Origin of the sequence: Solibacillus kalamii, from assembly GCF_002174535.1 — a bacterium.
Classification (GTDB): Bacteria; Bacillota; Bacilli; order Bacillales_A; family Planococcaceae; genus Solibacillus; species Solibacillus silvestris.
In genome coordinates, this window is sequence record NZ_NHNT01000002.1 from 81463 (window position 1) to 96899 (window position 15437).

Sequence of the window (15437 nt, forward strand, 5' to 3'; positions counted from 1 at the left end):
AGCATCAGAAAACAACCGTTAAAATCCGGTGCCTTTATATTCCCAAGCATTTTACTACTGTTTAATTGGGAAAACATGCTATACTACAACCATATGTTATTTAAGGAGGCTATTTAATATGGCAATTGTACACGCGACAGATCAAACATTTCCACAAGAAATTTCAAACGGCACAGTTTTAGTAGACTTTTGGGCTACTTGGTGCGGACCATGTAAAATGATCGCTCCAGTTCTTGAAGAATTAGATACAGAAATCGGTAACGATGTTAAAATCGTAAAAGTGGACGTAGATAACAACCAAGGTACTGCTGCTGATTACCAAATCATGTCAATCCCATCATTATTATTATTCGTAGATGGTGAATTAAAAGCAAAAACTGCTGGCTTCATGCCAAAAGAAGCGTTAATCGATTTCATTAACGACAACAAATAATTAAACCATTGGCTATTCAAACGCCAAGGCGCAATTGATATGTCAAAAAGCCGTATGCCGTATAAGGTGTACGGCTTTTTTCTAATACTCCAATCAGTTAAAATAAAGAAAGGACATATTAAACAGGTGAGAAGATGAATGCAATCATTAAAGCAAAACTAGAAATATTACCGAACGAATCAGGTTGCTATATTATGAAAGACCGTCAAGGCACAATTATATACGTCGGTAAGGCCAAAGTATTGAAAAATCGAGTGCGTTCTTACTTTACGGGAAGCCATGACGGCAAAACAGCGAGACTAGTAAGTGAGATTGAAGACTTCGAGTATATTGTGACTTCAAGCGATTTGGAAGCCCTTATTCTGGAACTGAATCTAATTAAGCTGCATGACCCGAAATATAATGTGAAATTAACGGATGATAAAACGTATCCCTATATAAAAATTACGAACGAACGATACCCGCGTATTATTACGACAAGAAAAGTGAAGAAGGATAAAGCAAAATATTTCGGACCGTATCCGAATGCCTATGCAGCAAACGAAACGCGAAAATTACTGGACCGTTTGTATCCGCTTCGTAAATGTACACATCTGCCTAATCAAGTATGCTTGTACTATCATTTAGGGCAATGTTTGGCACCGTGTGTAAAGGACATTGAAAAACAAGTGTATGACGAAATGATCGATGAGATTTCAAAGTTTTTAAACGGAGGAGTCGAAGAAATAAAGCAAGATCTTCAGCAAAAAATGATCGATGCTGCCGAAAATCTTGAGTTTGAGCGTGCGAAGGAATTCCGTGATTTGATCGCCCATATTGATCAAATTATGGAAAAGCAAAAAATTGTAACAGATGATTTGAGCAACCGGGATGTATTTGGCTATGCAGTGGAAAAAGGCTGGATGTGTGTCCAGGTATTTTTTGTGCGTCAAGGCAAACTCATTGAGCGCGATGTATCGATTTTCCCGATTTATAATGAGCCGGAAGAGGAATTTTTAACATTTGTCGGCCGTTTTTACGAACAGCCGCATCATTTATTACCAAAAGAAATCTTTGTTCCGAAATCGATTGACGTAACAATTTTACAAAAGCTGTTGGATGTTAAAGTAGTGACACCGAAGCGCGGTTCAAAAAAAGAGCTTGTTGATCTAGCGATGAAAAATGCAGAAATCGCCATTCACGAGAAGTTCCAGTTAATTGAACGTCAAGAGGAGCGGACAGTGGGGGCTTGTGAAGCACTTGCCGAAGCGATGCAAATTCCATTGCCGTTAAGAATTGAAGCATTTGATAACAGTCATATGCATGGAGCTGATCCTGTTTCAGCAATGGTTGTTTTTATAGACGGGAAGCCTGCGAAAAAGGAATACCGGAAATATAAAACTAGAGAAGCGGCTAAACATGATGACTATGGTGCGATGCAGGAAGTTATTCGACGCCGCTATACACGTGTATTGCGGGAAAATCTGCCATTGCCTGATCTGATTCTCATAGACGGAGGAAAAGGGCAAATGGAAGTTGCACGAGAAGTAATTGAAGACGAACTTGGGCTAGTCATTCCAATAGCGGGGCTGGCAAAAGACGAAAAGCACAATACGTCCCAGCTTTTATTTGGTACGCCGCCGGAAGTTGTTCCGTTAAAGCGTACAAGTGACGGTTTTTATTTATTGCAGCGCGTTCAAGATGAGGTGCACAGATTTGCAATCACATTTTTACGTCAGCAGCATCAGACAAATGCGATTACTTCGGTTCTTGATGGAATTGAAGGTGTAGGTCCGAAGCGGAAGCAGCAACTTATGAAACATTTTGGGTCCGTAAAAAAAATTCGCGAAGCAAGCGAGCTGCAACTGCAGGAGTCCGGTGTTCCGGCAAAATTGGCGGAAGTTATTTATCGCCATTTTCATGAAGTACCATTGAATAAAGAATAGTGTTATGCTAATATTTAAGACAATTCAATATTTACTAAGATAGAGGCGCAGTATTCAATAGTACATTGCTTGAGGAAGAACAATTCCATTGACAGCAATCGAAAGGGGGTCCTGCCGAAGTGAAGTGCGTATTGTTCGCGTAGTTTGCTGGTTTTGCATTTAAGAGATGTAAAACTGTCAGAGCTTTTTGTTCTGGAGGGCTATCCTGAAAAACTTATAACTATTTATTTGTATTGACGGCGGCTTTCCATGAACATGGAAAGCCGTTTTTTGTTTTCGGTTTTATTCAAGGAGGGGAAAAAATGGAGACAGTTGTAGTAAAGTTTGGTGGTCCGGCATTGACTACACCGGAAAAAATAGTACAGGTGGCTAAAAAAGTGATAAAAGAGCAAGGACGTGGCATAAACTTAGTCGTTGTCGTTTCTTCAATGCCCGCTTTACGACGAGAATTCCGACAATATGCTGCCGAAATTACCGATGAGCCATCGAAACGGGAAATGGATGCACTTGTCGCATCAGCAGCACAAATGACAAGTGCAATGCTGGCGATGGCAATTCAGGAGCATGGTGGTAAAGCGGTGTCGCTTGCTGGTTGGCAAACAGGCATTCAAACAAATCAAAAACATGGCAATGCACGGATCAGTCATGTTGATAGTAAACGGATTGAGGAACATTTAGCATTAGGAGAAATCGTCGTAGTAGCTGGTTTTCAAGGAGTTACGGGGACAGATAATATTTCAACATTCGGCAAAGGGGGTTCTGAAACTTCAGCGGTTGCATTGGCGGTTGCTCTTGAAGCAGAGCGTGTCGAGATTTTTTCATCGGTTGAAGGGATTTTCACGGCAGACCCAGAAATTGTTAAAGAATCCAGGAAACTTCCGGAAGTTTCTTATGATGAGATGTTGGAATTTGCAAATTTAGGAGCTAAAATTTTGCACCCACGTGCGGTTGAACTTGCCAAAAAATATAATATACCGCTCATTGTACGCTCTTTCGTACAGGACGTGGAAGGCACTTTTATTAAAGGGGATGTAGACATGGAGAAAAACTTACTTGTACGCGGGGTAGCCTACGAATCGGATATAATTCGTTTGACGATAGGCTATGATTCTTATGAAACCGCGTCATTGGCAGAAGTGTTTAGTGTTTTAGCAGAAAATGATATCAATGTGGATATTATTGTTCAAGCAGTCATTGATGGCGTGAAGCCGACCATTTCCTTTACAATTTCGAAAGATGAGTTTGCGGAAGCTTTACGGGTATTGGAAACTAGTAAACTGTCGCTTGGCTTTAGTTTTGCGGATTTTGAAGTAGGTTTAGCGAAAGTATCTATTATCGGTTCTGCGATGGCATCCAATCCGGGAGTGGCCGCACGCATGTTTGCACGCTTGGGTCGCGAACATATTCCTGTAAAAATGGTCAGTACTTCAGAAATTAAAGTGTCTGTAGTTATCCCACAGGATGAGATGGTTCGTGCTGCGAATGTGTTGCATGAGGAATTCAATTTGGCGATGAAAGAAGTAACCGCTTCTTAAGGTAATAGCTGGAAATGAGCTGTAATGGCTTATTTCCAGCTTTTTTATTGAGTAAATTTGCTGCTTCAGCAATAATTGATTATGATAAGGTGAAGGCTAAATCTTCTCTTTTAAATCCCATTTTAACGTAAATTTTACGACATGTTTGTCATTATCTTTTTCTTCATAGCATTCCGTCAAATAGCCAAGCTGCTTTTGTTTTTGTTCTGCTAAAAAGCCAGCTTCAAGACGGAAGCAACGTTGTACAATATTGAGTGGCAGTTCTTCTGTCGACAAAAGTATGTAATGAAGTTCGTCCTTCGTTTCTTTTTCCAGAACTAACTGGCCCCAGCCAGCTTCCATAAAAAATGAAGGCAGTTCATCCATTGAAAACAATGGAAACTTTCTTGCAATTTCTTTACCTGCCCAATATAAAACATCTTCTTCATGCTTACCTAAAATAGAAGGAAGAAGATGGTCACGAATGATTTCGTACCCAAAAGTTGGAATCGTTTTCATTTTGTACCCTTCCATATAAAAAACCTCTTTCATAAATTTTCTTATAATTTTCATTCTTTCATGAAAAAATGAGTTATAAGCAGAAAAAACGGTTCTCAAAACAGCGTAAAACCGCCTTTAAAATGATTATAAAATATCCCGCGTTGCCTTGACGCTAGTATCTGTTGAGAGTACAATGGACATGTCATAATATTGTACCATGATGAAATGCGCAGTCAACATCACAACTTTTACAAATTTGAGACGTTGTGCATGTGTATTTCAAGTACTAAGGGGGGTAACAGTTTTGTCGAAAGATCGTGAATTTTTATGGCGCCGCTTACACTCGTTATTAGGTGTAGTTCCTGTCGGGTTGTTTTTGGTGTTCCACTTATTTCTGAACTTCACTGCAGTTGGCGGTGAAGAAACTTACAATAACGCAACAGGTGTTATGGAATTACTTCCACATTCGTTGTTGTTAGCGATGGAATGGATTATTATCTATATTCCATTAATGTTCCACGGATTCTATGGAGTGTATATTGCATTTACTGCAACTTACAATACTGGACGCTTCAGCACATTCCGTAACTGGATGTTTGCACTGCAACGTTTCACAGGTATTTTCCTTGTAATCTTCATTGCGTGGCATATTTTCCAAACACGTATCCAAAAAGCATTCGGTACTGAAGTTGAATTTAATATGATGGTTGAAATCGTTGACAATCCATTAATGTTAGTATTCTACATCTTAGGTATCGTTTCAGCAGCATTCCACTTAGCAAACGGTTTATGGTCGTTCTTAGTAAGCTGGGGTATTACGCAATCTAACAAATCTCAACGAATCGCAACTTATGTTACGTTGTTAATTTTCGTAGTATTAGCAATCGTTGGTGTTGCAGCTATCTTAGCATTCGTCTAATCACTTAACTTGTTCACTACTACATAGTTAAGATCCTAGATGGAATGAAATATGAGTAAAAGTTTTTAGCAATTAATGAGGAGTGAGAAATAATCATGGCAAAAAGTAAAGTTATCGTCGTTGGTGGCGGTCTTGCTGGCTTAATGGCTACGATTAAAGCAGCTGAAGTTGGTACTGAAGTTGAATTATTCTCGTTGGTTCCAGTTAAACGTTCACACTCTGTATGTGCACAAGGCGGAATTAACGGAGCAGTTAATACAAAAGGTGAAGGGGATTCTCCATGGATCCACCTTGATGATACAGTTTATGGTGGCGACTTCTTAGCGAACCAACCACCAGTTAAAGGTATGTGTGATGCAGCACCTGGTATTATCCACTTAATGGACCGTATGGGTGTAATGTTCAACCGTACTCCAGAAGGTTTACTTGACTTCCGTCGTTTCGGTGGTACGTTAATGCACCGTACAGCATTCTCTGGTGCGACAACTGGTCAACAATTATTATATGCCCTAGACGAGCAAGTTCGTGCACACGAAGTAGCTGGTTTAGTTACGAAGTATGAGCACTGGGAATTCCTTGGTGCGGTGCTTGATGACGAAGGCGTTTGCCGCGGTATCGTAGCACAAGATTTACGTTCTGAAGAAATTCGCTCATTCCGTTCTGATGCTGTAATTATGGCAACAGGTGGTCCTGGTATTATCTTCGGTAAAACAACAAACTCAGTAATCAACACTGGTTCTGCAGCATCGATTGTTTACCAACAAGGTGCAACATATTCAAACGGTGAAATGATTCAAATTCACCCGACAGCGATTCCTGGAGACGACAAAAACCGTCTAATGTCTGAATCTGCTCGTGGTGAAGGTGGACGTATCTGGACGTATAAAGACGGTAAGCCTTGGTACTTCTTAGAAGAGAAATATCCTGCTTACGGTAACTTAGTACCACGTGATATCGCAACACGTGAGATTTTTGACGTGTGCGTAAATCAAAAGTTGGGTATTAATGGCGAAAACATGGTATACTTAGACTTATCCCATAAAGATCCTCATGAATTAGATATTAAATTAGGTGGTATTATCGAAATCTACGAGAAGTTCGTAGGTGATGACCCACGTAAATTACCGATGAAAATCTTCCCAGCGGTACACTATTCAATGGGTGGATTATGGGTTGACTATGACCAAATGACTGAAATCCCTGGTTTATTCGCTGCAGGTGAATGTGACTACTCACAACACGGTGCAAACCGTTTAGGTGCGAACTCATTATTATCAGCGATTTACGGTGGTATGGTTGCTGGTCCAAATGCTGTTAAGTACATTAAAGGACTTAAAAAGCATGCAGAAGATTTACCTGAAGAAATCTACACGCGTCGCGTACAGGAAGAAACAGAGAAATGGGAAGCTATCCTTAATATGGATGGTACAGAAAACGCTTACTTGCTACACAAAGAGCTTGGTGAGTGGATGACTGACAACATGACTGTTGTACGTGTAAACGCAAAATTAGAAGAAACTTATGCGAAATTAACTGAGCTTCAAGAGCGTTGGGAAAACATCAACATTAACGACACACAAAAATGGTCGAATCAAGGTGCTCACTTCACTCGTCAGTTAAAGAACATGCTATATTTAGCTAAAGTTATGACTAAGGGTGCATTATTACGTAACGAATCTCGTGGGGCTCACTTCAAGCCTGAATTCCCAGAACGTGATGATGAAAACTTCTTAAAAACAACTATGGCGAAGTTCGATCCGGCAACGGGCGAACCAATTATTACTTATGCCGAAGTAGACGTTTCGTTAATTCCACCACGTAAACGCGACTACTCAGCGTAGAAGGGGGAACTAAACAGTGGAAACAGTAAATACTGGTAGAACAGTTAAGTTAGAAATCGTTCGTCAAGACAATGAGAATGGTGCTACACGCGTTGAAAAGTTCGAAGTTCCTTACCGTCCTGGTATGAACGTTATCTCTGCTCTAATGCATATTCAAAAATATCCTGTTACTGCTGATGGTCAAAAAACGACTCCAGTATCATGGGATATGAACTGTCTGGAAGAAGTTTGTGGTGCATGTTCAATGGTAATCAATGGACGTCCGCAACAATCTTGTTCAGCATTAGTAGACAAGTTAACTCAACCAATTCGTTTAGAGCCAATGAAAACTTTCCCGGTTATCCGTGACTTACAAGTAGACCGTGAGCGCATGTTTAACGCACTTAAGAAAGTTAAAGCATGGGTACCGATCGATGGTACTTATGATTTAGGCGAAGGTCCTCGTATGCCGGAGCGCAAACGTCAATGGGCTTATGAATTATCAAAATGTATGACTTGTGGTGTATGTATGGAAGCATGTCCAAACGTGTCTGAATCAGCATCATTCATCGGTCCATTTGCTTTATCACAAGTACGTTTATTCAACACACACCCAACTGGTGCAATGAATAAAGACGAGCGTTTAAATGCAATCATGGGCGACGGTGGTCTTGCAAACTGTGGTAACTCTCAAAACTGTGTAGCTGCTTGTCCAAAAGGTATTCCTTTAACAACATCTATTGCTGCACTTAACCGTGAAACAACAGTTCAAATGTTCAAAAACTTCTTCGGTTCTGACCACATGGTTGACTAATCGAATGAATATAATTGACCCTCACTTAGGTGAGGGTCTTTTTGTTTTGATTGCTTTTTGCTTCAGACAAATTATGCTATAATGAATGGGTATTCATTATCAGGGGATGATGAGCTAATCAAACAAAGGGGGAATTTTTTATGCGAGCTACATATATTCAGGATGCAGCAGAGTGGATGGCAGGGTTTTCATTTTCTACAAAGGTAAAGGTACGATTTTCAGAAACAGATATGTACGGGCATGTAAACAATACAAAAGTATTTGCCTATTTCGAGTATGCACGTATCGAATATTTTAAAGCATTAGGATTTAATTTTACTGCTGGATCGGAAACAGGAAATATGCTCGTTGTGGCAGACATTCAGTGCGATTATTTGAAAGAAGTGTTCTTTGATGAAGAACTTACAATTTTTGTTAAAACGGCATCAATCGGCACATCTTCAATTGATTTGCATTATTTGGTGAAAAATGAAAAAGATGAAGTATGCTATACGGGGCGCGGAACGCTTGTACAATTGAGCAGTGACACGGGGAAAGGTGTCCCTCTACTGGAAGAGCAAAAAAAATTATTGCTTGGGAAATAGTTAAATGCCCTCACCTGCTTTGTATTTTCGACATAATGTACAAAGAAGAGGATAGGAGGGTGTTGCAAAATGAATCGTCCGCAGCATCGTTCGCTGTTAACAAAAAGAGAACGCGAGATTTTTGAGCTATTAATAAAGGACTATTCAACACGGGAAATATCAACGAAGCTAGGCATTAGTGAAAAAACCGTTCGTAATCATATTTCCAATACGATTCAAAAGCTGGGTGTATCAAGTCGTACGCAAGCGATTCTTGAGCTTTTGAGACTTCAGGAATTGTCAATATACTGATTCGATGCTTGCTATTTTATAAAAAAAACTTCAAAATAGAACTATGAAACGCATCGAGGAGTGAATGGAGTAGATGAAAGATCACAGCACACATAGCTCTGAATCTGTAGCAATCCTGGAAAAAGAACTGAGATATATTTCACACTTAATCAAACAAAAAGGTCGAGAAATTTTAAGCAATTATACGATTACGCCTCCGCAATTTATTGCATTGCAATGGTTGCATGAATCAGGTGATATGACGATCGGTGACTTGTCGACGAAAATGTATTTAGCATTTTCGACAACAACAGATTTAGTGGACCGGATGGAGAAAAATGAATTGGTACAGCGTGTACGTGACGAAAATGATCGACGTGTTGTACGGATTCATCTTTTACCTGAAGGCGAAAGAATTATCGAAGAAGTAATTTTTAAGCGTCAAAATTATTTGCGGGATATTACACAGGAATTTAACGCAGAAGAGTTTGAACAATTATCAAGAACATTACAAAAACTACATTTATTAATGAAATAGGATAGAGGCGGTACAAGTGAATGCCCCAATTGGTGTTATCGATTCCGGAGTTGGCGGATTAACAGTGGCAAAAGCGATTATGGAGCTTTTGCCAAATGAAACAATATATTATATAGGTGATACGGCGCGATGTCCTTACGGGCCACGCACAAAGCAAGAAGTCCGCAATTTTACATGGGAGATGGCAAAAGCGCTCGAAAAGATGAATGTGAAAATGCTTGTCATTGCATGTAATACTGCGACTGCCGTTGCATTGGAAAGTCTGCAAAAACATATGCCATTTCCGGTTTTAGGAGTTATTAATGCAGGGGCACGAGCGGCCATAAAAAAGACAAAGCGCAATGAAGTTGTCGTATTAGCGACAGAAGGCACGATCAAAAGTGGCGCATATGAAGAAGCGGTGAAATCATTGTCGACAAAAGCGAAAATAATTCCACTTGCCTGTCCTACATTTGTGCCACTCGTTGAAAGTGGCGAATACGAAGGCCAATTTTCGTATGATCTCGTTGCGAAAGGGTTAAAGCCGCTTGAAGATGAGCGATTTGATACAGTCATTTTAGGCTGTACACATTATCCTATTTTACAAAAGCAAATTGAGGCAGCAGTAGGCTCACAAGTTCATGTCCTGTCATCTGCCGAAGAAACGGCAAAAGATGTCGAAGCGATTTTAAGCTATACAGGACAATTACGAACAGATGAAGAACCGCCGAAGCATATTCTGCATGCATCTGGTTCCGTGCCGATTTTCCGTTCCATAGCAGAACGTTGGCTGGAAAAAGGTGAATTGGATATACGTAAAATTACATTCGAAAAATAGTTATTAGCTCAGATTAGGCATTTTGTCTAATTTGAGCTTTTTCCTTCTATGTCTTGCTTTTCTGCTTTAGACACTCCTTAAATTGTGATAAGATAAGTGCGCGAACAAATTGAGGAGGTCACGAATGACTAGACATGACTTACGAGCTGTGAATGAATTACGTCCAGTTCAAATTGATAATAATTATTTAATGCATCCGGAAGGCTCGGTATTAATAACCGTTGGAAATACAAAGGTGATTTGTAATGCAACGATTGAAGAAAAAGTACCTGGTTTTTTACGTGGACAAGGTAAAGGTTGGATTACGGCTGAATATTCCATGCTACCACGCGCTACAGAGCAACGCACACGTCGTGAAAGCTCTGCAGGGAAGGTAAGTGGCCGCACGATGGAAATTCAACGCTTAATCGGCCGTGCATTACGTGCTGTCGTTGATTTAGAAGCTCTTGGTGAAAAAACGGTATGGATTGACTGTGACGTGATTCAGGCAGATGGTGGAACGCGTACGGCATCGATTACAGGTGCATTTGTAGCGATGACACAGGCAATTGCGAAATTAGGCATTGACAAGCCATTCGTGAAATTTCCAGTAACAGATTATTTAGCTGCAACTAGTGTCGGAAAACTAGAAAATATTGGCGCAGTTCTGGATTTAAACTATGTAGAAGACTCAGCTGCACAAGTCGATATGAACGTTATTATGACAGGTGCCGGCGAATTTGTGGAGTTACAAGGAACAGGCGAAGAAGCGACATTCAGCCGCTCAGAACTTAATGAATTACTCGATTTAGGAGAAGCCGGGATTGCGCAGCTAATCGAGATGCAGAAAACAGCACTAGGTGACATCGCGAACTTGATTGGAAAGGTGGAAGCATAATGAAACAAGTAGTAATCGCAACAAAGAACAAAGGAAAAGCGAAAGACTTTGAAGCACTATTCGGACCATTCGGCTATGAAGTTGTCACAATGTTTGAGGTTGCTCCAGATGTGGAAATTGAAGAGACAGGTACGACTTTTGAAGAAAACGCAATTTTAAAAGCGGAAACATTAGCGAAGATGCTCGGTCAAATCGTAATTGCTGATGACAGCGGTTTAGCGATCGATGCATTAAATGGTGAGCCTGGAGTGTATTCAGCACGATATGCCGGTGATCATGACGATGAAGCAAATATGGTGAAAGTGCTCGAAAACATGAAGGACGTTCCGGAAGACCAGCGTACAGCCCGTTTCTGCTGTGCATTGGCGATTGCAGGTCCAAATATGGAAACGAAAACGGTATTTGGCACATGTGAAGGTATGATAGCGCATGAAAAGAAGGGAACAAACGGATTCGGTTATGACCCTATTTTTTATGTACCTGCATTGGAAAAGCATATGGCTGAGCTGTCTGCCGAAGAAAAAGGTGCCATTTCACACCGAGGCAATGCCATTCGTAAACTGGCGTTGCAGTTAGCGGAATTTCTGATATAACAATTCAGGCAATTGTTGGAAATTGTAAGAATTTGTTTAATAACGATTGAATTTTTATTTCAATGCTGTCACACTAAGTATAGAAATGTAAAGGATGTGGATACGAATGAAGCTATTGATTATGAGTGATACACATGGTGACGAGGAAATCATTGAACGTGTAAAGGGCTACCATCCAGATGCGTATAAAGTGATCCATTGTGGCGATAGTGAATTGCCGTATGCACATCCTCTTATGCGAGGGATAGAGTGTGTGAAAGGGAATTGTGATCATGACCAGAACTATTTGGAGGAGATGCTGTTTCAGGTAAATGGAGATCGTGTGTATGTGACACACGGGCATTTATACGATGTGAAAAACTCTCCGATGAAACTGATTTACCGCGCAAAGGAAGTCGGCGCACAAATCGTATGTTTTGGTCATTCACATATACTTGGCGCGGAATATATCGATGACATTTTATTTATTAATCCGGGTAGCTTACTGAAGCCTCGACGGATAAAAGAAAAATCATTTGTCACACTTACAACAACTCCAACGCATTTTACATTACAATGTTATGATGATAATAATAATTTGATTGATGAATTATTTTATGAGCGTTAATTATCAAAGTGAAGTCTTGATTTAAAGAGGACTTCACTTTTTTAATGCAGAATTTAGAGAACATAAAATTATTTTAGTTAAATAATAATTTTTTTGAATTAGATTGTTGACTTTAAATGAAATGTACCATATAATAAAAAATGTCTTAATTACCAATTGGTGATGAAAAACATGTCTCAGTAGCTCAGCTGGATAGAGCAACGCCCTTCTAAGGCGTCGGTCGGGGGTTCGAATCCCTCCTGGGACGTACATAAAACGTACACAAACCATTGATACATATGGGTTTGTGAGAAATTAGGGCTTCGGTCAGGGCTTCGGTCACTGATGCAGAATCCCTTTTTTTATACCCAAAATTACGCACTCTATATGAACGAAAGTATCTTCTAATTCACATGAATGGAGGATTTTTTTTATGACTAAAAAGTCGGGATTATTCGATGTAGATTTTAGTTTATCAACAACTGAATTAACAGCATCTATTAAGGGCGAGAAAGTATCTACAGCTCGATATAAGCCATTTGATGAAGCGTTAGCAACAATTGTTAATCAAATGCAAGTAAGTGGGTATCGTCCTCGAACGCTTAAAGATTATGATACGGTGCTATCGAACTTTGCTAAGAGTACAAGAGTAACCTACTTAGAAGATATTACAGTAGACACAGTTTACTCATGGCTCAATAGTATGCAAGTAGTGAATCAAACCAAACTAACACGCCTAAAGGTTTTGAAATCATTTTTAGGTAAGTGTTTTACCAATGGTTGGCTCAGTTCAAACTTTTGGCAGTCAATAAATGTGAAGGTAGATAAGAAGGTTAAAAAAGGTACTAAGCCAAATGACATCGCTATCTTAGTGTCATTGATTGATAAAAGTACATTCATTGGGCTTAGAGATGCTACAGCAATTCTCACAATGTATAAGACGGGTATTCGGATTAACACGTTAGGGCAACTAGATGAAAATCATATTGATTGGGATAATCAGATGCTTGTACTTAATGGTGCAATTTTGAAGAACCATCAAATGCTTAAGTTGCCACTAGATGAGCAGCTATTATGCTTATATCGTATGCTTATCCAATGTAATCATAAAATCAGAGAACACTATGGAGAGAAGAATCAAAACTTATTTATATCATCTAAAGGAACCTCCTTGAATACTAAATCGACAAACAATGCAATCTCAAAGCAATTAACAAAGTATTCGAAGCGTTTTGGGCTAGAGAATATTAATGCTCATGCAATTAGGAGAGCATTTGCGAAGAGATTACATGAAAAGGGTGCAAGTGTCGCTATAATTTCTAAAGCTCTAGGACATAGCTCACTTGCTGTTACCTCGCTTTACTTAGACATAGATGTTGAGGAAGTAGCTAAGGATTTAAGACAATACCTCTAGATTAATTTAGATAGCACACTCGAAATTGAATTTGCGTAGCTCGTTGATTGGTATAGAGGATTTGGGGGACTAGATATATAATCTAGCTCCTTTTTAATTTGAAGAAGAATTATTTTGGAATAGAGAAAATATTAGTAACGTGTATACTAGTTATAAAGAACTGTATAATTAGATTAGTATTGCTGATACTAAGTTCTAAAGTACTATTAAATTGTTGCTGGAGTGTCATTTTGATGATATACTAATTTTGTGGACGCTATTTTAAAGATAAAGAAACGGTATGTACTAAAAGAAATAAAGAATTAAATCTTAAAGCATAAACATTCGTCGAGGGGTTTGGGGACGGACGAAAAGTGTGTTTGATATTGCTCATATAGTAAGTATCGGAAGCGTAGCGAGAGATATTACTATATGCGCAATATTGAACCACAGCGTCCCCAAGAATAAAAATTGCATAATACCCCTGAATCAACGTATATATTAAAAACATACACCTATTAATTATATAGTGATTTGGGGGTAAATTTTAAGGAGCAGAAAAATGCAAAAGAATAAGTTAATACTTACAGAAAAAGAACTCATTGAGTTGACAATGAAATATGATTACAACGGTTCGGAATTAAAGAATCCACACTTTTTAGAAAAAGGTTTCTTGAAGAAAAATGGCACATACGATTCTTTTATCAAAAAAGTAGAATCGATATGTGACAAATGGAGTCGTTTGAAAAAGAAAAAAGGTCAACCTGTGATGTATGAAATTATAAACCTTTACGAAAAGGCAATTCCAATTTTAGATAATCGTACTAGTAACGGTAAGAAATTGACGGAAGCAGATTTGATAATGAAAGACCACATCCAATTTACATTAGCTATTAGTGAAATTAATGATGGGAAAGCACATTCGCTTAATCGTTGGGCAACTTTATTTGGGTTAGCTTCTAATTCTGAGCTAGAAAAAATTTCAAAAACTGATATATTGAAAGAAAAGTTTTCAAAGAAAGAAGTTGAAAAAATAGTTGAAACTTTTAAGTCAACTATTATTAAAAGAAATAAAGATGTGGTTTCTAATTCCTTTAAGCATTTGGAAAAGCAGAATAAGATAAAAAAAAATGAAGTTCCTATTTTCATTCATTTAGACAATTCTATAAGCTCTCCATCTCAAACGGAATATGATGAGGTAGATTTGGAAAAAGATAAGATTTTAGCTGCCAATAAAATAACTAGAAATGATTTGTATCAGAATCATTTTAACAAAAGTGTTATTAAGGCAAAGTCTGAAATAGACTATATGCTTAATTCTAAAGGATTAAAAAATATATTCATTGGTTATCAGGTTGAGGTTATTGAACCTATTTCCAAAGAACAGTTGATAGATAAGCAACAATTCCGCAAGGCTTATGCTGATAGATTAATCGAATTAACTTTACTGAGAGAAAACAATCCTGCTTATCAAGTCAATTTTATTGAAAAAAGATTCTATATCTTCAATACTTTATTTTTACTAAGAGAATTAGGCTTTCCTGTTAAGAATAAGCTAATTGAGCGATATGAGCCTGCTCAATCAGATGTTAAAGCTATTCGTGATTCTCAAAAGGTTTATGCAATAAAAGAACGAGAACATTATAAATTGCAATATGCCTTTTCTAATAGAATTAAAGATGAGGAGCGTCTATCTTGGGGGTTTAGAAAAATCTATCTTTAGCATTAAACATTTTTTGCACATCACTATTTTGTGATTTGTTTTTGTGTTGCTATATACATTAAGCTCTCAAACCTTAAACTATCAGAACAACAGAAAAACACTCACGGAGCCTTTCAGTGAACTTGTGAGT

The 15437-nt window shown here is 38.6% G+C and carries 16 protein-coding genes, 1 tRNA gene and 1 riboswitch; of the genes, 16 read left to right on the forward strand and 1 reads right to left on the reverse strand.

Annotated elements, in window-relative coordinates; all coding sequences use genetic code 11:
• Window positions 1-118: 118 nt before the first annotated feature.
• The 3 genes from trxA (at window position 119) to CBM15_RS04060 (ending at window position 3893) form a co-directional block, all read left to right on the forward strand.
• A complete protein-coding gene (gene trxA / locus CBM15_RS04050; protein ID WP_008405032.1) occupies window positions 119-433 on the forward strand; it encodes a thioredoxin in 315 nt (104 codons plus the stop codon).
• A 134-nt stretch (window positions 434-567) separates the two neighbouring features.
• On the forward strand, window positions 568-2358 hold the full coding sequence (gene uvrC / locus CBM15_RS04055) for an excinuclease ABC subunit UvrC (RefSeq protein WP_087615821.1): 1791 nt from the start codon (window positions 568-570) through the stop codon (window positions 2356-2358).
• 32 nt (window positions 2359-2390) lie between these two features.
• Window positions 2391-2569: riboswitch (Lysine riboswitch) on the forward strand.
• 91 nt (window positions 2570-2660) lie between these two features.
• Entirely contained in the window at window positions 2661-3893 is a 1233-nt protein-coding gene (locus tag CBM15_RS04060; protein ID WP_087616572.1) for an aspartate kinase, read from the forward strand.
• 96 nt (window positions 3894-3989) lie between these two features.
• Here the strand turns inward: CBM15_RS04060 and CBM15_RS04065 are convergent, their stop codons facing one another.
• Entirely contained in the window at window positions 3990-4406 is a 417-nt protein-coding gene (locus CBM15_RS04065) for a YslB family protein (RefSeq protein ID WP_087615822.1), read from the reverse strand.
• Between the two features lie 271 nt (window positions 4407-4677).
• Here CBM15_RS04065 and CBM15_RS04070 point away from each other — a divergent pair, with 271 nt between their 5' ends.
• The 13 genes from CBM15_RS04070 to CBM15_RS04130 all read left to right on the forward strand — a co-directional run bounded on the left by CBM15_RS04070 (window position 4678) and on the right by CBM15_RS04130 (window position 15307).
• On the forward strand, window positions 4678-5292 hold the full coding sequence (locus CBM15_RS04070) for a succinate dehydrogenase cytochrome b558 subunit (protein ID WP_065215545.1): 615 nt from the start codon (window positions 4678-4680) through the stop codon (window positions 5290-5292).
• Between the two features lie 95 nt (window positions 5293-5387).
• The gene (gene sdhA, locus CBM15_RS04075; protein ID WP_008405037.1) at window positions 5388-7133 is read left to right on the forward strand and encodes a succinate dehydrogenase flavoprotein subunit; all 1746 of its coding nucleotides are present in this window, start codon (window positions 5388-5390) and stop codon (window positions 7131-7133) included.
• 16 nt (window positions 7134-7149) lie between these two features.
• Window positions 7150-7926 (forward strand): succinate dehydrogenase iron-sulfur subunit, encoded by a 777-nt coding sequence (sdhB, locus tag CBM15_RS04080; protein WP_008405039.1) that lies wholly within the window; start codon window positions 7150-7152, stop codon window positions 7924-7926.
• A gap of 140 nt (window positions 7927-8066) precedes the next feature.
• Window positions 8067-8510, forward strand: a complete 444-nt coding sequence (locus CBM15_RS04085) for an acyl-CoA thioesterase (RefSeq protein ID WP_008405040.1) — start codon at window positions 8067-8069, stop codon at window positions 8508-8510.
• Window positions 8511-8579: 69 nt separating this feature from the next.
• Window positions 8580-8801, forward strand: a complete 222-nt coding sequence (locus CBM15_RS04090) for a helix-turn-helix domain-containing protein (RefSeq protein ID WP_008405041.1) — start codon at window positions 8580-8582, stop codon at window positions 8799-8801.
• Between the two features lie 73 nt (window positions 8802-8874).
• Window positions 8875-9318 carry a MarR family winged helix-turn-helix transcriptional regulator gene (locus CBM15_RS04095; protein WP_008405042.1) on the forward strand — a complete coding sequence of 148 codons (444 nt, stop codon included), beginning with the start codon at window positions 8875-8877 and terminating at the stop codon, window positions 9316-9318.
• 16 nt (window positions 9319-9334) lie between these two features.
• Window positions 9335-10135 carry a glutamate racemase gene (gene racE / locus CBM15_RS04100; RefSeq protein ID WP_014823166.1) on the forward strand — a complete coding sequence of 267 codons (801 nt, stop codon included), beginning with the start codon at window positions 9335-9337 and terminating at the stop codon, window positions 10133-10135.
• A gap of 124 nt (window positions 10136-10259) precedes the next feature.
• Window positions 10260-11012 carry a ribonuclease PH gene (gene rph, locus CBM15_RS04105; RefSeq protein WP_087615823.1) on the forward strand — a complete coding sequence of 251 codons (753 nt, stop codon included), beginning with the start codon at window positions 10260-10262 and terminating at the stop codon, window positions 11010-11012.
• Complete coding sequence (locus CBM15_RS04110) at window positions 11012-11605, forward strand: XTP/dITP diphosphatase (protein WP_087615824.1); 594 nt, start codon at window positions 11012-11014, stop codon at window positions 11603-11605. Before rph ends, CBM15_RS04110 begins: the two co-directional genes overlap by 1 nt.
• Window positions 11606-11711: 106 nt before the next feature.
• Window positions 11712-12212: a YfcE family phosphodiesterase gene (locus CBM15_RS04115; protein ID WP_087615825.1), complete on the forward strand. Its 501-nt coding sequence runs from the start codon at window positions 11712-11714 to the stop codon at window positions 12210-12212.
• A 173-nt stretch (window positions 12213-12385) separates the two neighbouring features.
• A tRNA-Arg gene (locus CBM15_RS04120) sits at window positions 12386-12459 on the forward strand.
• A gap of 165 nt (window positions 12460-12624) precedes the next feature.
• Window positions 12625-13605, forward strand: coding sequence for a tyrosine-type recombinase/integrase (locus CBM15_RS04125; protein ID WP_087615826.1), 981 nt, complete (start codon window positions 12625-12627; stop codon window positions 13603-13605).
• Between the two features lie 541 nt (window positions 13606-14146).
• Window positions 14147-15307 carry a hypothetical protein gene (locus tag CBM15_RS04130; protein WP_087615827.1) on the forward strand — a complete coding sequence of 387 codons (1161 nt, stop codon included), beginning with the start codon at window positions 14147-14149 and terminating at the stop codon, window positions 15305-15307.
• Window positions 15308-15437 lie beyond the last annotated feature (130 nt).